Annotated in this window: 19 protein-coding genes; 5 read left to right on the top strand and 14 right to left on the bottom strand. The window is 70.8% G+C overall.

Annotated features, from left to right (window positions below; translation table 11 throughout):
* Positions 1-92: 92 nt before the first annotated feature.
* Positions 93-902: a PhzF family phenazine biosynthesis protein gene (locus tag ACSQ14_RS17190; RefSeq protein WP_436014962.1), complete on the top strand. Its 810-nt coding sequence runs from the start codon at positions 93-95 to the stop codon at positions 900-902.
* On the opposite strand, the gene ACSQ14_RS17185 is transcribed toward ACSQ14_RS17190, so the two are convergent.
* Positions 886-2,784 (bottom strand): ATP-binding protein, encoded by a 1,899-nt coding sequence (locus ACSQ14_RS17185; protein WP_436014960.1) that lies wholly within the window; start codon positions 2,782-2,784, stop codon positions 886-888. The two genes, ACSQ14_RS17190 and ACSQ14_RS17185, sit on opposite strands and share 17 nt — an antisense overlap.
* Positions 2,785-3,045: 261 nt before the next feature.
* On the opposite strand from ACSQ14_RS17185, the gene ACSQ14_RS17180 reads away from it, so the two are divergent.
* From ACSQ14_RS17180 to ACSQ14_RS17170, 3 genes are all read left to right on the top strand, one after another.
* The gene (locus ACSQ14_RS17180; RefSeq protein WP_436015458.1) at positions 3,046-4,218 is read left to right on the top strand and encodes a phosphoserine transaminase; all 1,173 of its coding nucleotides are present in this window, start codon (positions 3,046-3,048) and stop codon (positions 4,216-4,218) included.
* A gap of 88 nt (positions 4,219-4,306) precedes the next feature.
* Positions 4,307-5,881 (top strand): phosphoglycerate dehydrogenase, encoded by a 1,575-nt coding sequence (serA, locus tag ACSQ14_RS17175; RefSeq protein WP_436014958.1) that lies wholly within the window; start codon positions 4,307-4,309, stop codon positions 5,879-5,881.
* A 207-nt stretch (positions 5,882-6,088) separates the two neighbouring features.
* Entirely contained in the window at positions 6,089-7,141 is a 1,053-nt protein-coding gene (locus ACSQ14_RS17170; RefSeq protein ID WP_436014956.1) for an alpha/beta hydrolase, read from the top strand.
* 10 nt (positions 7,142-7,151) lie between these two features.
* Here the strand turns inward: ACSQ14_RS17170 and ACSQ14_RS17165 are convergent, their stop codons facing one another.
* The 8 genes from ACSQ14_RS17165 to ACSQ14_RS17130 form a co-directional block, all read right to left on the bottom strand.
* Positions 7,152-7,535, bottom strand: a complete 384-nt coding sequence (locus tag ACSQ14_RS17165) for a TadE/TadG family type IV pilus assembly protein (protein ID WP_436014954.1) — start codon at positions 7,533-7,535, stop codon at positions 7,152-7,154.
* Positions 7,532-8,059 carry a TadE/TadG family type IV pilus assembly protein gene (locus tag ACSQ14_RS17160; RefSeq protein ID WP_436014952.1) on the bottom strand — a complete coding sequence of 176 codons (528 nt, stop codon included), beginning with the start codon at positions 8,057-8,059 and terminating at the stop codon, positions 7,532-7,534. Before ACSQ14_RS17160 ends, ACSQ14_RS17165 begins: the two co-directional genes overlap by 4 nt.
* Positions 8,060-8,061: 2 nt before the next feature.
* A complete protein-coding gene (locus tag ACSQ14_RS17155) occupies positions 8,062-9,390 on the bottom strand; it encodes a pilus assembly protein TadG-related protein (protein ID WP_436014950.1) in 1,329 nt (442 codons plus the stop codon).
* Between the two features lie 188 nt (positions 9,391-9,578).
* Entirely contained in the window at positions 9,579-9,842 is a 264-nt protein-coding gene (locus tag ACSQ14_RS17150; RefSeq protein WP_436014948.1) for a MoaD/ThiS family protein, read from the bottom strand.
* On the bottom strand, positions 9,842-10,966 hold the full coding sequence (locus ACSQ14_RS17145) for a WD40/YVTN/BNR-like repeat-containing protein (RefSeq protein ID WP_436014946.1): 1,125 nt from the start codon (positions 10,964-10,966) through the stop codon (positions 9,842-9,844). Before ACSQ14_RS17145 ends, ACSQ14_RS17150 begins: the two co-directional genes overlap by 1 nt.
* Before the next feature lie 45 nt (positions 10,967-11,011).
* Positions 11,012-14,350: an error-prone DNA polymerase gene (locus ACSQ14_RS17140; RefSeq protein WP_436014944.1), complete on the bottom strand. Its 3,339-nt coding sequence runs from the start codon at positions 14,348-14,350 to the stop codon at positions 11,012-11,014.
* A gap of 148 nt (positions 14,351-14,498) precedes the next feature.
* Positions 14,499-15,869: a DNA polymerase Y family protein gene (locus tag ACSQ14_RS17135; RefSeq protein WP_436015456.1), complete on the bottom strand. Its 1,371-nt coding sequence runs from the start codon at positions 15,867-15,869 to the stop codon at positions 14,499-14,501.
* A gap of 256 nt (positions 15,870-16,125) precedes the next feature.
* Positions 16,126-16,929: an ImuA family protein gene (locus tag ACSQ14_RS17130; RefSeq protein WP_436014942.1), complete on the bottom strand. Its 804-nt coding sequence runs from the start codon at positions 16,927-16,929 to the stop codon at positions 16,126-16,128.
* 258 nt (positions 16,930-17,187) lie between these two features.
* On the opposite strand from ACSQ14_RS17130, the gene ACSQ14_RS17125 reads away from it, so the two are divergent.
* Positions 17,188-18,072 carry a Ku protein gene (locus ACSQ14_RS17125; RefSeq protein ID WP_436014940.1) on the top strand — a complete coding sequence of 295 codons (885 nt, stop codon included), beginning with the start codon at positions 17,188-17,190 and terminating at the stop codon, positions 18,070-18,072.
* A gap of 161 nt (positions 18,073-18,233) precedes the next feature.
* Here the strand turns inward: ACSQ14_RS17125 and ACSQ14_RS17120 are convergent, their stop codons facing one another.
* The 5 genes from ACSQ14_RS17120 to otsB form a co-directional block, all read right to left on the bottom strand.
* Complete coding sequence (locus tag ACSQ14_RS17120) at positions 18,234-18,629, bottom strand: group II truncated hemoglobin (RefSeq protein ID WP_436014938.1); 396 nt, start codon at positions 18,627-18,629, stop codon at positions 18,234-18,236.
* A gap of 108 nt (positions 18,630-18,737) precedes the next feature.
* Positions 18,738-19,355 carry a murein L,D-transpeptidase catalytic domain family protein gene (locus ACSQ14_RS17115; protein WP_436014937.1) on the bottom strand — a complete coding sequence of 206 codons (618 nt, stop codon included), beginning with the start codon at positions 19,353-19,355 and terminating at the stop codon, positions 18,738-18,740.
* Between the two features lie 333 nt (positions 19,356-19,688).
* On the bottom strand, positions 19,689-22,349 hold the full coding sequence (gene ligD, locus ACSQ14_RS17110; RefSeq protein WP_436014935.1) for a DNA ligase D: 2,661 nt from the start codon (positions 22,347-22,349) through the stop codon (positions 19,689-19,691).
* Positions 22,350-22,356: 7 nt separating this feature from the next.
* Positions 22,357-23,757, bottom strand: coding sequence for an alpha,alpha-trehalose-phosphate synthase (UDP-forming) (locus tag ACSQ14_RS17105; protein WP_436014933.1), 1,401 nt, complete (start codon positions 23,755-23,757; stop codon positions 22,357-22,359).
* Positions 23,754-24,503, bottom strand: a complete 750-nt coding sequence (otsB, locus tag ACSQ14_RS17100) for a trehalose-phosphatase (protein WP_436014931.1) — start codon at positions 24,501-24,503, stop codon at positions 23,754-23,756. The genes ACSQ14_RS17105 and otsB overlap by 4 nt, the downstream gene beginning before the upstream one ends.
* Positions 24,504-24,699: the final 196 nt, after the last annotated feature.

Here is a 24,699-nt window from a genome sequence, read left to right as displayed (position 1 = left end):
CAGTCGCTTCGCGACAGCTCCCCCTGAGGGGGAGCATCTTGGGTTCGCGTCTTGGAGCCCCCATCTGCAAGCGCTGCAACAGGAGCCCGCGTATGCGCCAGTGGACCGTCGACGCCTTCGCCGCCCAGCCGTTCCGCGGCAATCCGGCCTGCGTGGTCGAGCCGATGGCCGCCTGGCCGGACGCCGCCTGGATGCAGACGCTGGCGGCGGAGAACAACCAGGCCGAGACCGCCTATCTGCTCCGCACCGAGGATCCGGCGCGCTTCGGCCTGCGCTGGTTCACCCCGGCGCTCGAGGTGCCGCTCTGCGGCCACGCCACGCTGGCCTCGGCCCATGTGCTGTTCGCCGAGCTCGGCCTGACGGCCGAGGCGGTGACCTTCGACACCCAGTCCGGCCCGCTAAGGGTGCGGCGGGCGGGCGACGGCTATGAGATGGATTTCCCGGCCCAGCCGCCGAAGCGTATCGCGCTGTCGCCCGGCCTGGCCGAGGCGCTCGGGGCCGAACCGCTGGAGGTATGGGCCTCGTCCTACCTGGCCGTGCTGCTGAAGGACGAAGCGACCGTGCGCGGGCTGACACCGGATATCGCCGCGCTCGGCAAGCTGGCGAGCGCACAGCGGGGCAATATCGGCGTCGCGGCGCTGGCCGACCCGGGGCGCGGCTACGACGTGGTCGACCGCTTCTTCGCGCCGGGCTCAGGCATCGACGAGGACCCGACGACCGGCTCCCTGCACTGCATCCTGACGCCGCTGTTCGCCGAGAAGCTCGGCCGGTCGAAGGTCATCTTCCACCAGGCCTACCCGGGCCGCGGCGGCGATCTGCTCTGCGAAGCGCGCGGCGAGCGGGTGACGCTGGGCGGTCAGGCGGTGACGGTGGTGGAGAGCCGGCTCAGGCTGCAGCCGTGACCGCGCTGTCGCCACCCACCGCGGCGGCGGTCAGCGCGGCGCTGATCGCCTCGTAGAGCTTGGCGATCTCGATCGGCTTGGCGACGTGGCCGTCCATGCCGGCGGCCATGTACTCTTCAATCTGGTGGGTCAGCGCGTTGGCGGTCAGCGCGATGATCGGCGTGCGCGCCCGCGCGCCGTCGCGCTCGGCGGAGCGGATCTCGCGGGCGGCGGCGATGCCGTCCATCACCGGCATCTGAATGTCCATCAGGATCAGGTCGTAGGCGCAGTTGCGCCAGGCCTCGACCGCCTGCTTGCCGTCGGCGACGATGTCGATGTCGATGCCCAGCGACTCCATGACCGCCGCCAGCACCTGCTGGTTGGTCGCGTTGTCCTCGGCGGCCAGCAGCCGCAGGCCGTCCTGCTCGGCGCGTACGGTGTCGGTCGGCTCGGCGGCGGAGGCCTCGGCGCGCGGCAGCGGCAGCTCGACGACGAAGGTCGAGCCGTGGCCTTCGCGGCTCTCGACGTTGATCGAGCCGCCCATCATCTGGGTCAGCTCACGGCAGATGGCGAGGCCGAGGCCGGTGCCGCCGAACCGGCGGGTCGCGGAGTTGTCGGCCTGGGTGAATTTCTCGAACAGCGCCGGCAGTTTCTCGGGCGCGATGCCGACGCCGGAATCGCGCACCGTCAGTCGCAGGGCGCTGTGCTCCGGATTGACGTCCACCTTTGCCGCCACAGCGCCGTGCTGGGTGAACTTGACCCCGTTCGACAGCAGGTTGCCGGTTATCTGACGCAGCCGGTCGGCGTCGCCCTCCCACCAGCCGCTGGCCTCGGGGTCGATCGTCAGCTGGAAGTCGAGGCCCTTGTTGCGGGCCATGACCGAGAAGCTTTCGACCACCGGGCCGATGGTCGCCTCCAGCTCGAACGGTTCGCTGAGCAGGGTGAGCTTGCCGGCCTCGATCTTCGACAGGTCGAGCACATCGTTGAGCACCGCCAGCAGCAGCCCGCCGGACTGGCGGATGATCTGCAGCCGGTCGCGCTGCACCGTCGCCAGCTCGCCCATCGCCATCACCTCGGCCATGGCCAGCACGCCGTTCAGTGGCGTGCGGATCTCGTGGCTCATGTTGGCGAGGAACTGGGTCTTCAGCACATTGGCGGCGTTGGCCGCGTCGCGCGCCTGCTCCAGGTCGCGCATGGCGCGCTTGAGGTCGGCTTCGCGCTCTTCGAGCTTGGCGAGCAGGTGGTTGAAGCTGGCGGTCAGGCTGCGGAACAGTTCGTCCTGCGCGGCCACCTCGACCGGCTGGAAGTCGCCGCCCTCGGCGACCGCGTTCATCGCTTGGGACAGGTTCTGCACCGGGGCGATCACCCGGTAGGCGAGGCTGCGCGACAGGAACAGCGCCACGCCGACGCCGCCGAACAGCAGCATGAAGGTCAGCGCCAGGAACTTCGGCAGCAGCGGGCCGAGGCCCGGCATCTCCGCCGTCATCTCCAGCACGCCGACCTGCTGGCCCTCGATGACGATCGGCGCGCGCACGGTCTCCAGGCGGGCGCCGTCTTCGAGCGGCTTAGCGCGCACATAGGCGCCGTGCAGCACGCCAGCGTTGTCGATTAGCCGCGAGGAGACGATTTCCGGCGCCACCGCCAGCGCCCGGCCCATCGACGAGTCCTGGAACTGCGGCCAGGTCCCGAGCGCGACGGCGCGCGCCGAGGCGTTGGCGGTGAACTCCGCGAGGGTCTGGTGGCTGCGGTGCGCCTCGGCGCGCGCCACCACCCATTGCTGGCCGAGAAACACCGCACAGGCGGCCGACAGGGCCACCACGGTCGTGATGAGGCCCACCCCCGCCACGCGCGCGTGGAAGGTGACCACTGATGCTCCGCCGTTCTGGCTTCGGGCTCTGGTCATCGTTCTTCCGGGGCCGCCCACTTCGGCGCCCTTTCACGCTCGGATTTAGCGTAATATTCCTAACGCTTCGCTTCCGGGTTGTGGATTTCCGCGCAACCTGTTGTTGCGCATGAATTAGTTCGCGCGTCGCTTGTTGCGCCCGGCGGCCCCGCGGATTGGGCGCCCCAAAAATAAATCTTGCATCGCCACGCAAACCCGGGCCTTTGCGCCCCGGGCCACGCCCCCCCAACGGGGCGCTGCTCATCTGTAAGGATGGGAGACATCGCTATGACCACCGCCAAGCCGGCCATGCGCCCGGCGCGCCCTGAATTTTCGTCCGGTCCCTGCGCCAAGCGCCCCGGATGGTCCCCTGAAAACCTAGGCAATGCGGTGCTCGGGCGGTCTCACCGTTCCAAGCTCGGCAAAGCGCGCCTCAAGGAAGCCATCGACCGCACCCGTGAGGTGCTCGAGGTGCCCGAGGACTATCTGATCGGCATCGTCCCCGGCTCGGACACCGGCGCCGTCGAAATGGCGATGTGGTCGATGCTCGGCCCGAAGCCGGTCCAGCTGCTGGCCTTCGAATCCTTCGGCAAGGACTGGGTGACGGACGTCACCAAACAGCTGAAGCTCGACGCCGAAGTGCTGAGCGCGCCGTACGGCGAGCTGCCGGACCTGACCAAGGTGCGCAAGGACGCCGACCTGGTCTTCACCTGGAACGGCACCACCTCCGGCGTGCGCGTGCCGAACGCCGACTTCATCGCCGACGACCGTGAAGGCGTGACGATCTGCGACGCGACCAGCGCCGCCTTCGCCATGCCGCTCGACTGGGCGAAGCTCGATGTCGTCACCTTCTCCTGGCAGAAGGCGCTGGGCGGCGAGGGTGGTCACGGCGTGCTGGTGCTGTCGCCGCGCGCGGTCGCCCGCCTGGAGAGCTACACCCCGGCCTGGCCGATGCCGAAGCTCTTCCGCATGACCAAGGGCGGCAAGCTGAGCGCCGACATCTTCGAAGGCGCGACGATCAACACGCCGTCGATGCTCTGCGTCGAGGACTATCTCGATGCGCTAAAGTGGGCGGCCTCGATCGGCGGCCTGGCCGAGATGAAGCGCCGCGCCGACGCCAACCTGGCGGCGCTCGAGGCGTGGGTGGATAAGACCTCGTGGGTGGCCTTCCTGGCCGAAGACCGCGCGATCCGCTCCAACACCTCGGTGTGCCTGAAGGTCGTCGACCCGCGCGTCACCGGACTGGCGGACGCGGCCCAGGCCGACTTCGCCAAGAAGCTGGCCTCGGTGCTCGAGAAGGAAGGCGCGGCGCTGGACGTGGCCGGCTACCGCGACGCCCCTCCGGGCCTGCGGATCTGGTGCGGCGCCACCGTCGACACCTCCGACCTGGAGGCGCTGACGCCCTGGCTCGACTGGGCCTTCGCCACCGTCGCTTCCGAGCTGGCCGCGGCTTAAGAGCCGCGGTCCGCCGCCCGAGCCCCAGACTTTGGACTTTGCGACGCCCCGCCAGGCCGGGGCGTCTCTCTCCTGAAGGAGACCTTGCATGCCTCGCGTGCTGATTGCTGACGAACTTTCGCCCGCCGCCGTCGCCATCTTCCGGGAGCGCGGCGTCGACGCCGACGTGCGCACCGGCCTGAAGAAGGAACAGCTGCTCGAGATCATCGACCAGTACGACGGCCTGGCCGTCCGCTCGGCCACCAAGGCCGACAAGGACGTCATCGCCGCCGCCAAGAACCTGAAGGTGGTCGGCCGCGCCGGCATCGGCGTCGACAACATCGACATCCCCTCGGCGACCGCCGCCGGGGTGGTGGTGATGAACACGCCGTTCGGCAACTCGATCACCACCGCTGAGCACGCCATCGCCATGATGTTCGCGCTCGCCCGCCAGCTGCCCGCGGCCGACGTCTCGACCCAGGCCGGCAAGTGGGAGAAGAACCGCTTCATGGGCGTCGAGCTGTACGGCAAGACGCTCGGCCTGATCGGCGCCGGCAACATCGGCTCGATCGTCGCCGACCGCGCCAATGGGCTGAAGATGCACGTGGTCGCCTTCGACCCGTTCCTGTCGCCGGAACGCGCCGTCGAGATGGGCGTCGAGAAGGTCGAGCTCGAGGACCTGCTGCGCCGCGCCGACGTCATCACCCTGCACACGCCGCTGACCGACAAGACCCGCAACATTCTGTCGGAAGAGAACCTGGCCAAGACCAAGAAGGGCGTGCTGATCGTCAATTGCGCCCGCGGCGGCCTGGTCGACGAAGCGGCGCTGCGCAAGGGCCTGGACTCGGGCCAGGTCGGCGGCGCGGCCTTTGACGTGTTCGTCACCGAGCCGGCGAAGGAAAACGTGCTGTTCGGCGCGCCGAACTTCATCGCCACGCCGCACCTCGGCGCCTCGACCAACGAGGCCCAGGAGAATGTCGCCCTGCAGGTCGCCGAACAGATGAGCGACTACCTGCTGACCGGCGCGGTGACCAATGCGCTGAACAGCCCGTCGGTCTCGGCCGAGGAAGCCCCGCGGCTGAAGCCGTTCGTCGCCCTGGCCGACAAGCTGGGCGCCTTCGCCGGGCAGATGGTCGACTTCGGCATCAAGGCGATCGACATCGCCTACGAAGGCGAAGTGGCCAAGCTGAACACCCGTCCGCTGACCGCCGCGGCGCTCGCCGGGGTGATGCGGCCGATGCTGGCGGAGATCAACATGGTCTCGGCGCCGGCGGTGGCCAAGGAACGCGGCATCACCGTTTCGGAGTCCAAGCAGGACGACTCGCCGATCTATGAGAGCCTGATCCGCATCACCGTCACCACCGAGAAGGGCAAGCGCTCGTTCGCCGGCTCGGTGCTGGCCGGCGCCCCGCGGGTCATCGAGGTGAAGGGCATGGATCTCGACGCGCCGTTCGCGCCGCGGATGCTTTACGTCAACAACCTCGACAAGCCGGGCTTTATCGGCGCGCTCGGCGCCATCCTGGCCGACGCCGGCGTCAACATCGCCACCTTCAACCTGGGCCGGGTCTCGGCCGGCGAAGACGCCATCGCCCTGGTCGGCGTCGACCAGGAGCCGCCGGCGGACATGCTGGAGAAGATCCAGAACCTGCCGCACGTGAAGGAAGCCCGGGCCCTGAACTTCTGACCCGGACCTGACCCGCGGCGGCCGCCGGCCGCTGCGGCGTCGCCTGCAGGTGACTGAACTTAAGGAAGCGCTCGCGGTCCGCCGCGGGCGCTTCTTCATTTTGGGCTCCGCCCTGGGCGGCGGGTTGTCACCGCCGATCGGCTCGACAACACTCGGCGCCAATCAAGGCCCGCCGTCAGATGCGGGCGACCCTTCAGGGAGGCGACCATGGGGCTGAACGACCCTGCCAGCGAACGTCCGATCGGCGTGGCGGCCGATGGAACCATCGCGACGCCGAGCTTCGAGCTGCCGCTGTCGGCCGCGCTCAGCGCCGAGAGCCGGGCGCGTCTCGCCGCGATGCTCACCAGTCCGCAGCGGATGAACCTGGTGGAGGCGGCGGATTTCACGAGCGAGGCCGACTTCAAGGCCGCGGTCGACGCTTTCCGGCGCGGGCTCGACGAGGGAATGGCCCGGCCGGCCTCCGCGCGGCTGCTGGAGATGTTTCCCGTCGACATCGTCGCGGAGCGGCTCGGCGGGGTCCCGGTCGAGGTGTTCACCCCGAAGGGCGGGGCGGACGACGGCCGGGTCCTGATCAACCTGCACGGCGGCGCCTTCTTCTCCGGCGCGACCTATGTGGCGCGGATGGAGTCCATTCCGGTCGCCCACAATGGCGGGTTCCGGGTCGTCTCGGTCGACTATCGCCAGGGCTACGAACACAAGTTCCCGGCGGCCAGCGAAGACGTCGCGGCGGTCTATGCCGAGCTGCTGAAGACTCATGCGCCGGAGCAGATCGGCATCTATGGCTCATCGGCCGGCGGCATGCTGACCGCCCAGGCGACCGCCTGGATCCTTGAGCACGGCCTGCCGGCGCCGGGCGCGATCGGGGTGCTGAGCGCCGGCACCGGCGGGGCGGGCGACGGGGCCTATTTCTCGGCGATCGGCAGCGGCCGGCATCCGCCGGACAACATGATGGCGCGCATTTCGGACGCGCCGGTCGGCTATTTCGCCGGCACGCGCGCGGACGACCATCTGGTCAATCCGAACATCGCGCCGCTCGCCTTCCGGGCGCGCTTCCCGCCGACGCTGCTGATCACCGCGACCCGCGCCTTCGACTTGAGCCCGGCGCTCGCCACCCATCGCGCCCTGGTGCAGGCCGGCGTGGACGCCCAGCTCCACGTGTTCGACGGCCTGGGGCACAGCTTCTTCTACGATGCGGTGACCCCGGAATCCGTCGACGCCTACGACACCATCATCCGGTTCTTCCGCAAGCACCTGGCGTAGCCGCCCGGCCTCACGGGTAGCAGGCGCTCACCTTGAGCGGCATCGCCTTGATCCCCGGCACGACGGCGAGGTCAAACTTGGCTTCGCCGACCACGCTGTGGCCGCAGTCGCTGGCCGCCGCAGTGAATGTCGGCGTCGCGCCGGGGCCGGTGTAGCGCTGCTCCGCGTAGGCCACGGTCTTGGCGGTGGTGTCGCAAAGCTGCTCGTTCACCGCCGAGCAGCGGGCGGCGCTCTGCACCGAATAGTCCAGGCTGCTCACCGTGAACACCAGCAGGCCGATCCAGATGGACCCGAGGATCATCATCGACAGCACCGGCAGGACGAGGGCGAACTCGATGGCCGTCGCGCCGCTCTGCGCGCGCGCCAGTCGCCGCAGGAAGGCCTTCGCCATCATGCCATCCTCATCCAGGAGGTGCGGACGATCGCCGGCGAGAAGGTGTTGGCGAGCGTCATGCCCGGGAACAGCGGCTCGAACTGGTGGCTCACCTCCACCTGGAGATAAAGGGTCGGCGTCGCCCCTGCGGTCGCGCTGGCGAGCGCCGAGCAGTTGATGGGCTTGGAGCTGGCGGCGGCGACCCGCTGTAGCTCGCGGTTCTTGTCGAGGCAGTAGTAGGCCTCGGTGATCGGCGTCTCTATGGTGATGTCGGCTCCCAGGCGGGTCGCCTGGATCGCCGCGGTGACCCTGTCCTCGAGGTCCGGGCATTTGAGCGTCGCCGGCGTGTGCTCCGGGTCGCAGGCGACATAGGCGGCCTGCGCGCCGGCCTGGGCGGCGGCGTTCACCTCCGCGGTCTCGAAGGCGTAGCGCCCGACGTCGATGGCGTTCAGCAGGCCGACCAGCAGCATCGAGCCGATCAGGCCCATCTCGACCGCCGCGGCGCCGCGTTCGTCCGCGCGGAAGCGGGATGTCCAGCGTCGCATGGTCACGACACCAGCTTGCCGCGGCTGTCGGCCGCCCCGGTCGGCATCTTCACCCCGGCCTCGTTGCATTCGCCGTGCGCCAGGATGCTGCCGGTGCCGTTGATCCGCAGGTTGTCGACGACCAGGGCGAAGCAGGACTTGCCGTTGCTCGACTTGTTGACCGCGCCCGAGAAGGTGACGCTGGCCCGCGGCAGATAGGCGACGCCGGTCATGTTCCAGGTCGGACTGTTGCCGGCCTCGGAGATGTCGACGCCGGTGTTGATGCGTGGATCCTGGTAGAGCGCCATGCCCTGCCAGGGGCCGCTCTTCGGCGCGGTGATGTCGATCGTTCCGCCGCCGGTCGGCGCGTGGGTGTAGCCGCCGCCGTTATCGCCGGTGAAGACGAGGGTCGCGCTGACGCCCGGGGCGGTCTGGATCTTGAAGCCGTTGGTGTCGAGCTGGCCGTTGTAGATGTAGATCGTGGTGTCTTCGGTGATCGTCACATTGCCGACGAGCTGCTGGTCGCCGCAGAGCTTGGTGGTCCCGCTCCACGACTGGTTGCCGGCGAGCTTGTTCGAAGGCGGCAGCGGCGTGCCCTTCTTGGCCGGCATCTGCGGGTAGGTGTTGTTGCAGCCGTCCTGCGCCGGGATGTTGTCGGCCATCTTCTCGTAGGGATCGGTGACCTTCGCCACCTTGGACCGGCGCACCTTTCCGCAGCCGTCGTTGGTTCCGAAGGCGTCGCCGAAGTCGGCCCCGAGATCGTGACCGGTGCACCGCGCGTCGCCGTTGGACATCACGCTGCAGCCGGTGAGATTGGCTTTCGGCGCGCCGTGGGTGAGCAGTTCAGGTTCGGTGATCTCGGTCTTCGCCAGCGCCAGCACGCAGTATTCCCGGGGCGAGGTGCCGCGCTTCGCCACCGCTTCGGCGGCGACGAGCTTGGCCGGGGCGCCCTCCACCGTGGCGTCGCCGCGGTAGCCGACGACCTGGGCGAGCATCAGCGGCATGGGCCGGCTGATGGTCACGCGATAGCATTGCGACGCCTGGGCGCCGGGGCAGGCGGCGGTGTTGTTCACCTCCACCGTGACGCCGTCCTCGCCGTGCTTGAAACCGTACTGGCTGGCGACCGCCTGGGCCTCGAAGCCGTATTCCGAGCCGGCGTTGGTCGCCGCCGCGATCGCCGCGGCGTCCGCGGCGTTCTGCATCGCCCGTTTCGAGCTCATCCAGGAGGCGCTCTCCACCCCCAGGCCCAGGGCGCCGATCACGACCGGCAGGGTCAGCACCGTCGTGATGGCGACATTGCCGCGGTCGTCCTGAACAAGGCGCCGCAGCTTTCGCGAAAGGCTGTCGATCATGAGCACGCTCGTCCGTTTTCCGAGCGCAGTCTGAGCCGAAGTTCGCTTAAGGGCGGGTCTCTCGGTCTAGTTAATCGCCCGCGATCACTGACCAGGACCAATGATCGGAAGAATTCGCGCCGCCCTAAGAGGGCGCTTGATCTACAATACAACCTAAAATTATGATTCAAGGCTCGCGACTTCGGCGGTCAGCCGCCGCTCAGCGCGCCGAAGATCATCAGCTCGTCGCCGGGGGCGAGCGCGCGGCGGACGTCGCGGGCCTCGTCCTGACCGACGAAGATGCGCATGTGCCGGCGGATGCGGTCCTGCTCGTCGATCACCCGGAACTTCAGGCCTGGATAGCGCCGGTCGAGGTCGTCGAGCGCGGCCTCGACCGTCGCGCCCTGCGCCTGCACCCGCGTCGCGCCGTCGGTGTAGGCGATCAGCTGCGAGGGGATCAGCACCGACACCATCAGAGCGGCGCCGCGACCACGGAGTAGATCTCCGGCAGGTGGGCGGCGACCTGCCGCCAGCTGCCGCCCTCGTCGCCGCTGGCCCACAGCTCGCCGCCGGTCGTGCCGAGGTAGAGGCCGGCCGGCGCGGCGGCGTCGGCGCAGAAGGCCTGGCGCTTGACGGTGAACCAGCCCTGCTCGGCCGGGAAGCCCTGGTCCTGCCGCTCCCAGCTCAGGCCGGCGTCGCGGGTGCGGTAGACCGCCGGCCGGCCGCCCGGGCTGACCCTGGGCCAGACCTCGGTGCCGTCCATCGGGAACACCCAGGCGGTTTCGGCGCAGGTCGGGTGCGGCACGATGGTGAAGCCGATGTCGCCGATCTCCCGCGGCATGGCCTCGCCGATCCGCGCCCAGCGCTCGCCCGGCCGGTCCAGCCGGTAGATCCCGCAGTGGTTCTGCTGCCAGAGCCGGTCGGGGTTGGTCGGCGCCAGCGCGATATAGTGCGCGTCCTGGCCGAACTCCGGATAGGGATCGGGCAGAAAGCTGGCCTCGACATTCTGGTTCAGCGGCCGCCAACTCTTCGCGCGGTCCGTGCTCTCGAACACCCCGCCGGTCGAGGTGGCGAGGTACATGTGGGTCGGGTCGCGCGGGTCGATCTTGACCTGGTTCAGCAGCGCGCCATCGGGCGTCCCCGCTTCGGGCGGGCACCAGGCCGGGTACATCGGATTGTCGTTGAAGCCGGCGACGCTGTCCCAGCTCTTGCCGCCGTCGCGGCTCTCGAACAGGGCCGGCGGCGAGGTCCCGGCCCACCAGACGCCGGGCTCGTCGGCGTGGCCCGGCTCCAGCCAGAAGGTGTGGTCCACGGCCCGGCCGGCGGCGGGATCCTCGGCTTTGGGAAAGGCCGGCGGCCGGGCGGCCTCGGTCCAGGTCTGCCCGCCGTCCTCGGAGCGGTAGATGGTCGGGCCGAGGTGGCCGGTGGAGGCCGCCATCAGCAGCACCCCGGGCGCGCGCGGGTCCGGCACCAGGTGGTGGATGATCGCCCCGAGGAAGATCGGGCCCTGCACCTGCCAGGTCTGGCGGGCGTCGTCGCTGCGGTAGATCCAGGCGCCCTTGCGGGTGCCGACGAGAAGCTGGACTGGCTGAGCCATCGGCTCTTCCCCTTCTGCTGGCTGATCCTAACCTGAGCCGCGCCGTCAGTGGAAATCGCGGCTGCGGATCAGCCGGCCGGACACCTTCGAGCGGACCTCAGGTGCGGTCTCCGTCTCAGGACGTTCGGCTTCGCGCATCGCCGACAGCTTCGGCGACAGGTCGGTGAATTTTTCCGCCACCAGGTGGACCACCTCGCCCTCGAGCTGCAGCTTCCCGTGCACCACCAGGAAGGCCGCGCCCATCACCAGCCGGCGGTTGGCCTCGAAGGCGTCGCGCCAGACGACGATGTTGGCGACCCCGGTCTCATCCTCCAGCGTCAGGAACACCACGCCCTTGGCGGTGCCCGGCCGCTGGCGCACCAGCACCAGCCCGCCGACCGACACCCGCCGGCCGTTGCGCAGGCGCTTCAGGCCCGCGGCGGGGACCGCGCCCATCTGATCGAGCTCGCCGCGGAAGAAGCCGACGGGGTGGGCCTTCAGCGACAGGCTGGTGGTCCGGTAGTCCTCGGCGACGTGCTGCGCCGGGCTCATGAACGGCAGCTCGACCTGCACCTCCTTGGGCCGCCCGCGGGCCAGCAGCGGGGCGTCCTGTTCGGCGTTGATCTCGCCGGCCAGCCCCTTGACCGCCCACAGCGCCTGGCGCCGGTCGAGCCCGAGCGAGCGGAAGGCGTCGGCCTCGGCCAGGAGCTCCAGGGTGCGGCGGGTGACGCCGGAACGCAGGGCGAAGTCCTCGAACGACCGGGCGCCGTCCGCCCGCGCCTCGACCAGCTTGCGCCCCTCGTCGGCCTTCAGCCCGCGGACCTGCCGCAGACCGAGGCGCAGCGGCCGGTAGTGGGCGGGGCCGACGGGGAGGGGGCGTTCTCCCAGATGCTCCCCCTCAGGGGGAGCTGTCCCGGAGGGACTGAGGGGGTTGAAGGCCGCGGTCTTGGTGGGCTGCAACCCCCTCAGGCCTTCGGCCACCTCCCCCTGAGGGGGAGGATCTGGGGGCTCCAACCCGCAATCCCAGTCGCTCCACATCACGTCCGGCGGGCGCACCGCGACCCCGTGCTCGCGGGCGTCGCGGACCAGCTGGGCCGGCTGGTAGAAGCCCATCGGCTGGCTGTTCAGCAGGGCGCAGCAGAAGACGTCCGGGCGCACCTGCTTCACCCAGGCCGAGGCGTAGACCAGCAGCGCGAAGCTGATCGCGTGGCTCTCCGGGAAGCCGTAGGAGCCGAAGCCCTCGATCTGCTGGAAGCAGCGCTGGGCGAACTCCGGATCGTAGCCGCGGGCGATCATCCCCTCGACGAACTTCACCCCGTAGACCCCGACGCTGCCGTAGTTGCGGAAGGTGGCCATCGACCGGCGCAGGCCGTCGGCCTCGTTGTCGCTGAACTTCGCCGCCTCGATGGCGATGCGCATCGCCTGCTCCTGGAACAGCGGCACGCCGAGCGTCTTCTTGAGGATCTTCTCCAGCTCGTCTTTCGGCCCGTGCTCGGGGGCCGGCGAGGGGTAGGCGACGGGATCCTTGCCCTCGCGGCGGCGCAGGTAGGGATGCACCATGTCGCCCTGGATCGGCCCCGGCCGGACGATCGCCACCTCGATCACCAGGTCGTAGAACTCGCGCGGCTTCATCCTGGGCAGCATCGACATCTGCGCCCGGCTCTCGACCTGGAAGACGCCGACCGAGTCCGCCTTGCTGAGCATGGTGTAGACCGCCGGCGCCTCCTGCGGGATGTCGGCGATGTCGGCGAGGCCCAGCAGGTCGAGGCTCTTCTTCAGCGCCGTCAGCATGCCCAGCGCCAGCACGTCGACCTTCATCAGGCCGAGCGCGTCGATGTCGTCCTTGTCCCACTCGATGAAGGTGCGGTCGGGCATGGCCGCATTGCCGATCGGCACGGTCTCGTCGAGCCGGCGCTGGGTCAGCACGAAGCCGCCGACGTGCTGCGACAGGTGGCGCGGGAAGCCCAGCAGCTGTTGGGCGAGCGCGGTGGCGCGGCGGATCTCCGGCGCGTCGGGGTCGAGGCCGGTCTGGCGCACGTGCTCGTCAGGCACGCCGTCGCCCCACGAGCCCCAGACCGTGCCGGCCAGCGCCGCGGTGATGTCCTCGGTCAGCCCCAGCGCCTTGCCGACCTGGCGGATCGCCATGCGCGGCCGGTAGTGGATGACGGTGGCGACGATCGCCGCGCGCTCGCGGCCGTAGCGGCAGAAGATGTACTGCATCACCTCCTCGCGCCGCTCGTGCTCGAAGTCGACGTCGATGTCCGGCGGCTCGCCGCGGCTCTCGGAAATGAAGCGCGAGAACAGCAGGTCCTGGCCGGGCTTGGTCGGGTCAACCGCGGTGATGCCGAGGCAGAAGCAGACCAGCGAATTGGCCGCCGAGCCGCGGCCCTGGCAGAGGATGTCTTGCTCGCGGGCCCAGCGGACCACGTCGTGGACGGTCAGGAAGTAGTTGGGGAAGTCGAGCTTCTCGATCAGCGCGAGCTCGCGGGCGATGGTCTCCTTCTCGCGCTCCGGCACGCCCCGGGGGAAGCGCCAGGCCGCGCCCGCCCAGGTCAGGTCGCGCAGGTGCTGGATGGCCGTCTTGCCGCGCGGCACCGGCTCGTCCGGATATTCGTAGCGCAGCTGGCCGAGGTCGAAGCCGATCCGCCCGGCGATCTCGACGCTGCGCTCCACCGCGCCGGGGAAGCGGGCGAACAGTCGGGCCATCTCGCCGGGGGTCTTCAGGTGCCGCTCGGCGTTGGCCTGCAGCCGCAACCCCGCCTCGTGGACGGTGCAGTTCAGGCCGATGCAGGTCAGCACGTCCTGCAGCGGCCGTCGCTCGGGCCCGTGGTAGAGCACGTCGTTGGTGGCGACCATCGGGGCGCCGAAGCGCTCGCCCAGCGCCGCAAGCCTGGACAGCCGGGCCAGGTCGCGCGCGCCGTAGCGGCGGGCGGCCGCCAGCCAGAGGTTTCCCCGCAACTCGCCGGCCAGCCGCGCCAGGTCGCGCTCGAAGGCCTCGTCCAGCCGCTCGGGCGGGACCACCAGGCAGAGCTGGCCCGCGGCGTGGTCGAGGAAGTCGGAAAGGTGCAGCTCGCAGCCGCCCTTCTCCGCCCGCCGCTGGCCGAGCGTCAGAAGCCGGGTCAGCCGGGCGTAGGCCTCGCGGTCGGTGGGGTAGACCAGCAGGCTCGGCGTGTGGTCGGCGAACTCCAGCCGGCAGCCGGTCAGCGCGCGGACCGTAGAGCCCGCCTCGCGCCGCTTGCCGGCCTCGCTCCAGGCCCGCACCACGCCGGCCAGGGTGTTGCGGTCGCAGATCCCCACCGCCGCCAGCCCCAGCGCCTCGGCCCCGAGCACCAGCTCGCCCGGATGCGAGGCCCCCTGCAGGAAGGAGAAGTTGCTGGTCGCCTGCAGCTCGGCGTAGCGGGTCATGCTTCCCTCCCCTTTATGGGGAGGGACAGCTCGCCGAAGGCGAGCAGGGTGGGGAAGGGTGGTTCAAGCTGGGAGGCGGGTGTCGGGCCCATACTTCCCCACCCCTGGCCGCTTCGCGGTCGTCCCCTCCCCATAAAGGGGAGGGAAGTCATCCGAACACCCCGTGCAGCCACCACCTCGCCGGCTGCGCCGGTTCGTACAGCCCGGCGCGGAACAGCCAGAAGCGGCCGCCGTCCTGGTCTTCGACGCGGTAGTAGTCGCGCACGTGGCCGACCTCGACCTGCTCGATCTCGGCCTTCCACCATTCGGCGGCGATCCGTTCCGGGCCCTCGGCGCGGCGCACCCGGTGGACGCGGTTGCGCCAGCGGAACTGGCTGGGCGGATCGTCCGGGGTCAGCGCGATCACCCCGTCGACCGGCTCGGGCCGACGGAACAGCCGCACCGGCCGCGGCGTCTCCGGGGCCCAGAACGGGGTCGCGGCGGCCGGCCCGAGCGGCTTGCCGCGGGTCGCCGCCTGCTCCGGCACATGGCTTTGGAACGGCGCGGCGCGCCAGACGCGGCTCTCGCCCAGCCGGTTGACCAGCCGGTCGACCAGCGGCGCGAGGGCTTCGTCCGTCGACTGATGATCGGCGTCCAGCCACGCCTGGCGCGCGCCGATCGGCTCGACCTCGTGGGCGCTGAGCGTCACCACCTCGATGCCGAAGCCGGGGTCGATGGTCTCCAGCTTGGGGGCGAACAGCTTGCCGAGCCGCACGGGATCGCGGCCGGCCCGCGACAGGCCGACCGTCACGCTCAGCGCCTTGCCGTCGAGCCGGTGGTAGGCGAGCTCGAAGCGCCGCGCGCCCTGGTCCTTGGCCTCCAGCGCCGCGCACAGCCTGGCCGAGATGTCGACGGCGACGCGGGCGAGGTCCTCCGGCGCGCTGATCGGTTCGGCGAAGGCCAGCCGGGCGAACCACGGCGTCGGCGGGCGGCGGAAGGCCAGCGCCTCGGGCGCGCGGCCCAGCGCCTGGTCCAGCCGCAGCAGGCTCTGGGCCCCGAACCGGCGGCCGAGCGGCGCGCGCGGCAGCTCCAGCAGCTGGCCGAGCCTTCGAAAGCCCAGCCGTTCGATCTGCGCGGCGGTGTCGGCGTCCAGCCGCAGCGCCGCCGGCGGCAGCGCGGCCAGTTGCGCCGCCTGGCCGTTCGGCTCCGCGATCGCGCCGTCCTGGCCGAAGTGGGCCAGCGCCCAGGCTGCGCCCGGGGTGTCGGCGATCGCCAGTCGGAACGGCAGGCCGTTGGCGGCGAGCCGGGCGCGGAAGTCGGCCAGCATCTCGGGCTCGCCGCCCCACAGGTGGGCGACGCCGGCGACGTCGAGAAACAGCCCGTCCGGCGGATCGAGCGCGACCGCCGGCGAGAAGCGCACGCACCAATGGACTAGCTCGGCCAGGGCGGCGAGGTCGGCCTCCGGCTCGGCCGCGGCGGTCGCCAGCTCGGGAACCAGGGCGAAGGCGTCGGTCGCCTTCTGGCCCGGATAGAGCTTCAGCCGCGCCGCCTCCAGGCTGACCGCCGCCAGCCGCCGGGCCCCGCGCACGGTCTCCAGCAGGGCGAAGGGCGGGGGAGGAGAAGGCGCAGCAACGCCCCCTCCGTCTCGCGCCTGCGGCGCGATCCACCTCCCCCGCTGCGCGGTGGAGGATCTCGGCCGAAGATGCTCCACCGCTTGCGGGGGAGCTGTCGGCGAAGCCGACTGAGAGGGTGTTTTCGTCCTAGCCGCCAGCTCTGCGCTCGGGCCGTTCGCCGCCTCAGGCGACGCGGCGGATGGATGGCGTCGGCGCCAGTTGGCGATCGCCCAGGTCGGCGACCAGGCGCAGAGGATGCGTCCCATTCCAGGCCTCCCCGGTGAAAGCGCTCTTCGCTTCGAAGAGCCAGGCGCCGGGACGACCGCCCCGGCAGCGTTCGAGCGTCGCGTGGAAGCGCGGCGCGCCCAGGCCGAACTCCCCGGCCGGCGGGTCGGAAGGGGCCGAGGCCGCCCGCCAGCGGGTGGCCGCCGCCGAGCCGGTCGCCTCGCGCTGGGCCCCCTTCGGCAGACTGGGGCCGCCGAACGGCCGGCGGTGGATGACGAAGCCGGTCGCCCCGCCGCGCTCGCAGGCCAGCTGCAGCCGCCGGCCGGCGGTCAGGTCGACGGCCGCGACCTCGCCGATCACCGCGGCGACGCCCGCGGTCGCCAGCGCGTCCTCCATCACCCCCAGCGCCTCGGCCTCGTCGCGGGCGCAGACCTGGATCAGCCGCTGCGGCGGGAAGCCCAGGCCCTCCAGCCCCGGCGTCCAGAGGTCGTCGCGCCGAAGCACCCAGACCGCCCAGCCCAGGCGGGCGAGCGGGGCGGCCAGCAGGGCGGTGAAGGCCGCCGGCGCAGCCGAGGTCTCCGCCTCCAGCCCGTCGCCGCCGACCTCGTGCCAGCGGCCCAGGGCTAAGCCGCCGCCGAGCGCGTCGTCGACTTCCGCCGCGCCGAAGGCCAGCCGGCCGGCCTGCGTCCGCGCGCCGGCCTCGAGGGCGGCGACCTTCGCCCGCACGGCGGCCAGGCGCCCGGCTGCGGGAGCTGAGGACATGGGCCAGGGACTCCTTTCGTTCTAGTTTTGTTCTGAAACTCGCGAGGGGGAGAGTCAAGTTCCATGCCGCCGCAGATCCTCCCCCTCAGGGGGAGGTGGCCCGAAGGGCCGGAGGGGGGTGAAGCCCCCGGCGCTTGCGGCCCTCAACCCCCCTCAGTCGCTTCGCGACAGCTCCCCCTGAGGGGGAGCATCTTCACGCCCCGAACTGAATCCCCTACGCCGGCGTTTCCGGACTCTGGACCGACCCCGGAGCGCGTCATGGCCACCCGTCCGACCTGGCAGGGCTACCTGCGGCTGAGCCTCGTGAGCTGCCCGGTGGCGCTCTACACCGCCACCGCCAGCGGCAGCGAGGTGCGCTTCAACATGCTGCACAACGCCACCCACAACCGCATCAAGATGATCCCCACCGACCCGGAGACCGGGCCGGTGGACCGCTCGGACATCGTCAAGGGCTATGAGATCGAGAAGGGCCGCTACGTCGTCGTCACCGACGAGGAGATCAAGAGCGTGCGGCTGGAGACCACCCGCACCCTCGACATTGAGCGCTTCGTCGACGAGAGCGACATCGACCGGCTCTACTGGAACGAGCCCTACTATCTGGTGCCGGACGGCGACATGGCGGTGGAGGCCTTCACCGTCATCCGCGAGGCGATGACCGCGGCCGGCCAGGTGGCGCTGGGCCGGTTGGTCATGCATCAGCGCGAACGGCTGATGGCGCTGGAGCCGCGCGACCGCGGCATCGTCGCCTTCACCCTGCGCTCGAACCGCGAGGTGAAGACCGCCGGCGAATTCTTCGACCGCATCCCCGAGCAGAAGCCCAATCCGCAGATGGTCGACATCGCCACCCGGATCATCGAGCAGCAGGAAGGCCCGTTCGACCCCAGCCAGTTCAACGACCGCTACGAGGACGCGCTGCGGACCTTGATCAAGGCCAAGGAGAAGGGCTCGACGGTCACCGCCCCGGCCGAGCCGAAGGAGGCCGAGGTCATCGACCTGATGGAGGCGCTGCGCCGCAGCCTCGGCCAGACCGGCGGCGGCGAACGCCGCAAGCCGGCCGCCAAGGCCCCGGCCCGCGCCGGCGGCGGCGGCAAATCGGCGGCCAAGGCCCCGGCCAAGAAGGCCCCGGCGAAGAAGCGGGCCTGAGGCGCCCCCTCAAGGCAGAGCCACCCCTTATGAACCGTCATCCCGGACGGCCTGTAGGCCGATCCGGGACCCAGGGGCGGTGCGCGCCGCCCTGGGTCCCGGCTCTTCGCTTCGCTCCGGCCGGGATGACGGCGCGAGTTGGGCGAGGCGAGCGGACCGCTCTAAGCGGCCGGTTCGTTCCTTAGCGCCTGGCACATGCCGGCCAGCGCCGGGTCGACCAGGGTGCGGAACGGCTGCGGGACGCCGGCGGCGTCGAAGGCCAGCCGCATGCAGGCCATCCAGTCGTCGGCCAGGCGCTGGTCGATGCGAAAGGCCGCGTGGGCCGAGACGACGCAGGGCCGGTCGGGATGGCGCTGGGCGTAGAGCCTCGGGCCGCCCATCCACTGGCTGAACCAGTCGCTCAGCCGCCCGCGCATCGGCGCAAGGTCGGCGGCGTGGACCGCCCGCAAGGCGGCGAACGCCGGCTCGCGATCCATGATGTCGTAGAAGGCGTCGACCAGCCGGCGGACGCCTTCGGTCTGGCCGATCAGGACGTAGGGGGTGGCGGGGGAGGTCATGCGGCAGGCCTAACGCCGCCAAGCCCGGCCCACCTTGAGCGGGATCAAGAGGGAATTGACCGGCGCAACCGTCTGCCTCCCGCCGCTTCGCGGGGGAGGTAGATTTTTTCAGACCTGGAACTTGCCGGCGACCAGCAGGCGACCGGGGCCGAGGCGGGCGAGCACTTCGTTGAGGTCGCCGCCAGCGACGGCGAAACAGCCCTCGCTGCGGCCGAGCACGCCGCGCTGGCGGGCGATCGCCGGGCTGACGTAGGGGGCGGCGTGGACGACGATGGCGCGCGCCTCGGCGTTGTTGTTGCTCGGGTCCAGGCCGTGCAGCTTCATCGAGCGGCCGTGCTTGCCGGCGTAGTAGGCGCCGGTGACATAGGCCCCGTCCGACGAGGCGTAGGAGCCGGGGGCGTTGGAGAAGCGCCGCACCCAGCCGCTGTGCGCCGGGTCGGAGCCGCGGCCGTGGGCGACCAGCAGGCTGTTCACCCGGCCGCTCGCCATGTCGACGAGGTGCAGGCGCGGGGCGCTGGAGGGCTGGCTGAAGTCGGCGACCGCGACCACGTCACGGCGGCTGACCGCGCCGCCGACCCGCTGCAGCTCCGCGCGGGCGAGGGCGGCGAGGTTGGGGGCGGCGAAGGCTTTCGTACTGAAGGCGGTCGTGCTGAAGGCCGCGGCGCTGGCCAGGGCGAGGGACGCGCCGAGGAACTGGCGACGCGACTTGCTTGGCTCGTCCAGCAAAGGGCGGGCTCCGTTGCTCCCACGAACGGGAGCAGGCCCGCGTCATTGGGTGTGTGATCCGAGGTTCGCCGCCAGAGGTTCTGGGCGCACCGAATGGATCGCCAGGATGGAGCAGCCTGGGCTTTTAGGGACTGGGCCAAGAGGTCGCGTGGCGAAACGGCGCGGCTGTGCGGCGTGCGCGGAGCGCCCCTCAGCCAGCTTCGCATGAGGCGATGCTCCCCCTCAGGGGGAGCTCCCGCGAAGCGGGTGAGGGGGTTGAAGGCCGCTGTCTCTGGAGGGCTTCAACCCCCTCCGGCGCTCCGGGCCACCTCCCCCTGAGGGGGAGGATCTGGCCTAGCGCTTCAGCTTCGCGATCGCGTCCTGCAGCGGCCGTCCGGCTTCGCAGTAGTCGGCCCAGGGCTTGGTCTTCTTCAGCCGGGCCGGGGCGGTGCGCAGGGTGTAGACCTTCGGGTCGAGCCGCGGGGTGACCGCCTTCCACTCCAGCGGAAACGACACCGGCGCGCCGGCCCGGGCGCGCGGCGACAGCGGGGCGACCGCCGTCGACATGCGGTCGTTGCGTAGGTAGTCGAGGAAGATCCGGCCGACCCGCTTGGCCTTGGCCATGTTGACCACGTAGCGGCCGGGGGCGTCGGCGGCGATCGCCAGGCAGACGTCCTGGGCGAAGGTCTTGGCGGTCGGCCAATCGGCCTCGCCCTTGCCGTTCTGCAGCGGCGTGACGACGTGCAGCCCCTTGCCGCCGGTGGTCTTGCAGAAGGCGACCAGGCCCAGCGCCTCCAGCCGTGCCTTCACCGCCAGCGCGCCTTCGACCACCCGGCTGAACGGCAGGTCCTCGTCGGGGTCGAGGTCGAACACCAGGCGGCCGGGAACCTCCGGCTGGAACGGCTGGCAGTTCCACGGGTGCAGCTCGACGGCGGCGACCTGGGCCAGCGCGATCAGCGCCTCGACGCTGTCGGCCTGCAGGTAGGGCTTGTGATCGCCGAACACCTCGACCTCGGTGAGCAGCGGCGAGGAGCCCTTGCCGGCGTGGCGCTGGAAGAACCGCTCCTCGGCGAAGACGCCGTCGGGGGTGCGGACGATCGAGCAGGGCCGGCCCTTCAGGTGTTGCAGCATCCAGGGGCCGACGGTCTCGTAGTAGTGCGCAAGGTCGAGCTTGGTCACCGGCCGGTCGTCGCGCGCGTCGGTCCACAGCGGCTTGTCGGGATTGGACAGGGTGACGCCGAGCACGACGTTGTCGGTCCGCTTGGGCCGCGGCGGCACCTTGGCGGTGGTGCGGGGATCGGGCGCTGCGGTGGCCGCCGCCGGCCGCCGGAGCTCGACCTGGTCGACCGGGGCGGGGGTTTCGGCGACCACCTCGCTGGCCGGCTTGTCGTCGCGCAGGCCCTTGAAGGCGCTCTGGCGGACCTTGCCGTCGCCGGTGAAGCCGGCGAACTCGATCTCGGCGACCAGCTCCGGCCGCGCCCAGTTGAGGGTCGGCTCCCTGCGCGGGGCGCCGGCGCCGGAGAACGGGCTCTTGTCGGTCTTCAGCCGCTCCAGCTTCGGCAGCACGCGGGCGACCACGTCGCGGCCGAAGCCGGTGCCGACCCGGCCGACATAGACCAGCTGGCCGTCCTTGTGCACGCCGGCCAGCAGCGAGCGCAGCTGGCCCGGCTCGCCCATCCAGCCGCCGATCACCACCTCGTGGCCGGCGCGGCACTTGGCCTTCAGCCAGGCGTCGCTGCGATCCGAGCGGTACGGGGAGTCGAGCCGTTTCGACACGATGCCCTCCAGTCCCATGCGACAGGCCGATTCCAGCACCGCCTGGCCGCCGGTCTCGAAATGATCGACGTAGCGGATCCGCGGGCCAAGCTTCTTGCCGGCGCCGGCGAGCAGATCCTTGAGCCGTTCCTTGCGCGCGTGCAGCGGCAGGCCGCGCAAGTCCTCGCCGTCGGCGAACAGCAGGTCGAAGGCGAAGAACACCAGGTTCTGGGTCTGGCCGGCGGCGAGCGCCGCCTGCAGCGCCGGGAAGTCCGGCGCGCCGTCGTGGTCCAGGGCGCAGGCCTCGCCGTCGACCAGGGCGTCGGGGAGGTGCGCGCCGGCGCGGGCGATCTCCTGGAACTTCGGCGTCCAGTCGAGGCCGGTGCGGGTCTTCAGCGTGGCCTCGCCGTGCTCGATGCGCAGCTGCAGGCGATAACCGTCGAACTTGATCTCGTGGGCCCAGCCCTGGCCGGGCGGCGGCCGGTCCACCGACTTGGCGAGCTGCGGGGCGATGAAGCCCGGCAGGGCCGCGGCCTTCTTCAGCTTCGGGGCCGGCGCGGTCTTCAACGGGGCCGGCGGCGCAGGCTCCGCCGGGCGGTTCGAGTTCCACACCGCCTTGGCCGAGGCGCGGCCGCGCGCCCGGCTCATGAACGGCTTGGGCCCCTTGCCCTTGCCGTCGGTGATCTCCTCCATCGTCCGGTCCGAGGCGACCGAGGTGACGGCCTCGTCGACCAGCCGCTCGCCGTCGCCGTCGACCGCGTAGCCGTCGTGGTGCTTGATCAGCAGCCAGCTGTCGGTCTTCTCCCGCTCGCGGCGCTTCATCCTGACCAGCACGAAGCCGCCCTTCAGCCGCTCGCCTTGCAGCACGAACTTGAAGTCGCCCCGCTTCAGGCCGTCGTGCGGGTCGGTCCCGGGCTCCGGCTCCCAGTAGCCGCGGTCCCACAGCATGACCGTGCCGCCGCCGTATTCGCCCTTGGGGATGGTGCCTTCGAAGTCCCCATAGTCGAGCGGATGGTCCTCGACCTCGACCGCCAGTCGGCGGTCGTGCGGGTCGAGCGACGGGCCCTTGGTCACGGCCCAGGACCTGAACACCCCGTCCAGCTCGAGGCGGAAGTCGAAATGCAGCCGGCTCGCCGCATGCTTCTGGATGACGAACCGCAGCCGATTGGACGGCTTGGTGCGGGCCGCGCCCTCGGGCTCGGCGGTCTTGGTGAAGTCGCGCTTGGCGCGGTAGCGGGCGAGCTTCGGTTCGGCGGCCATCCAGTCCTCAACTCGCCATCTTCGCCGGCCGCGCCGCCACCTGCTCGAGGTCGGCGACGAAGGCGTCGCGCCAGGCGGTCACGTCTTCGCGCTGGACGTTCTCGTTCAGCGCCTCCCAGCGGCGGATCCGCTCCGGCTTCTCCATCGCCAGCGCCTGCTTGAGGGCCTCGGCCACGTCCTCAGGGCTGTTGGGATTGACCAACAGCGCCTGGTTCAGCTGGCGCGCGGCGCCGGCGAACCGCGACAGGATCAGCACGCCGGGATTCTCCGGGTCCTGGGCGGCGACGTACTCCTTGGCCACCAGGTTCATGCCGTCGCGCAACGGGGTGACCAGGCCGACGCGGGCGGCCCGGTAGATCCCGGCCAGCTCGTCGCGGCGGTAGTTCTTATTGACGTACCGGAACGGGGCCCAGTCGATGTCGGAGAACTCGCCGTTGATCCGGCCGGACAGGGAGTCGAGCCGCGCGCGGATCTCCTGGTAGGCCTCGACGCCTTCGCGGCTGACCGGCGCGATCTGCAGCATCAGCACCTCGCGCCGCAGTTCGGGGTTGTCGATCAGGAAGCGCTCGAAGCCGAGGAAGCGCTCCTCCATGCCCTTTGAATAGTCGAGCCGGTCGACTCCGACGATCAGGTGCCGGAAGACCGTCGAGGCCATCATGATGTCGCGCATCCGCACCGCGCGCGGCGAGCGGACCAGCTTCTGGAAGTCGGCCGCGTCGATGCCGATGGGATAGGAGCCGACCTGCACGGTGCGGCCGAACGCCTTCCACACGCCGGGGCCGAGCTGCTCGCCGGCGGTCTCGTTCAGCACGTACTCCTCGAACGCCTGGCGGTATTCGGCGGTGTGGAAGCCGACCAGGTCGTAGTCGAACATCGCCTGCACCAGCTGCTTGTGGCCCGGCAGGGTGGTGATCAGCTGGTGCGCCGGCCAGGGCACGTGCAGGAAGAAGCCCATCCGGTTGGTCACGCCGAGCTTGCGCAGCTCCCGGCCCAGCGGGATCAGGTGGTAGTCGTGGATCCAGACCAAGTCGCCCGGCTCGATCAGCGGCCGCAGGGTTTCGGCGAAGCGGCGGTTCACCCGCTCGTAGCCCTCGCCATAGGCCCGGTCGTACGCGGTCAGGTCCTGCCGGTAGTGGAACAGCGGCCACAGCGTCTTGTTGGCGTAGCCGTTGTAGTACTCGTCGATGTCGGCGTCCTCGAGGTCGACGGTGGCGACGGTCACCCCGTCGATCCGCAGCATCGACAGCTGGCCGGTGAACTCCGGCGTGGTCTTGCCGCTCCAGCCGAACCACAGGCCGGAGTACTCGCGCAGCGCGGCGGCCAGCGCCATGGCCAGGCCGCCGACGCTCTCGTCGCCCTTGCCCGAGGGCGGATTGACGCGATTGGAAACAACGATCAGTCGACTCATAGCGCAGCTTCGAGCCAGGCCAGCGCCTCCTCGACTCCCAGAAGACGGCGACGCGCCGCCGTGGGCCGGCCAGGCCCGATCAGAATGCCCACGCCGCCGTGGGCCTGCACCGCCTCGAAGCCGTGCTCATCGGTGGCGTCGTCGCCGAGGAACACCGGACGGGCGCCGGCGAACGGCGGCAGCTCCAGGAACTCGGCCACGCTGTCGCCCTTGTTCGGGCCGGGCGTGCGCAGCTCCTCGACCATGTCGCCATGCTGCAGGACCAGGCCGGTGGTGGCCGCCATCTCTTCGGCCCAGCGGCGCGCGGCGTGGCCGTGCGCGGGCGCCAGTCGGTAGTGCAGGGTGACGCTCAGGCCCTTGTCCTCGACGATCAGGCCGGGGTCGCGGCGGGCGAACTCGCGGCACTGCTCCCGGACCGTCTCGAGCGCCGGGTGGCACGGGGTCTGGCTGAGCGACCCGTCGGCCTCGCGGCGGACCAGGCCGTGGACCGCGGCCACCGCGGTCACCCGGCCTTCGAGAATCCGGTCGACATCGGCCAGCGTGCGGCCGCTGACGACCGCCAGACGGCCGTCCAGCGCCGGCTCCAGACGCTCCAGCAGACGCGTGCGCCGTGGGTCCGGACGGACGTCCTGCGGCCGCGCGGCGAACGGCGCCAGGGTGCCGTCAAGGTCGAGAAAGAGCGCGGTCGCCTCCAGGCGCAATGGCTTGGGCGCAGGAAGGCCGACCGTGAGTTCCTCAGAAATCATGCAAACACTTCGCCCCTCGAAAAAGTCGCTTGGAAACGCACGAGCGCCCCGGGTCGATCCCCGGTTCACGGCTAAGTTCCTCAGGATTGAGGCGCCGCTTGGACGCCTCTGCCTTATTGACGGCAACTTGGCCGAGGCCTTGACGGAGGCGCTGCAATCCGCGCATCCCGACGCTTCTCTTGGTATTTACGTCTGC

The organism is Phenylobacterium sp. LjRoot219, from assembly GCF_964252995.1.
GTDB lineage: Bacteria > Pseudomonadota > Alphaproteobacteria > Caulobacterales > Caulobacteraceae > Phenylobacterium.
The sequence above is the reverse complement of the archived record's forward strand: the minus strand, read 5'-3'. Positions and strand labels throughout refer to the sequence as shown.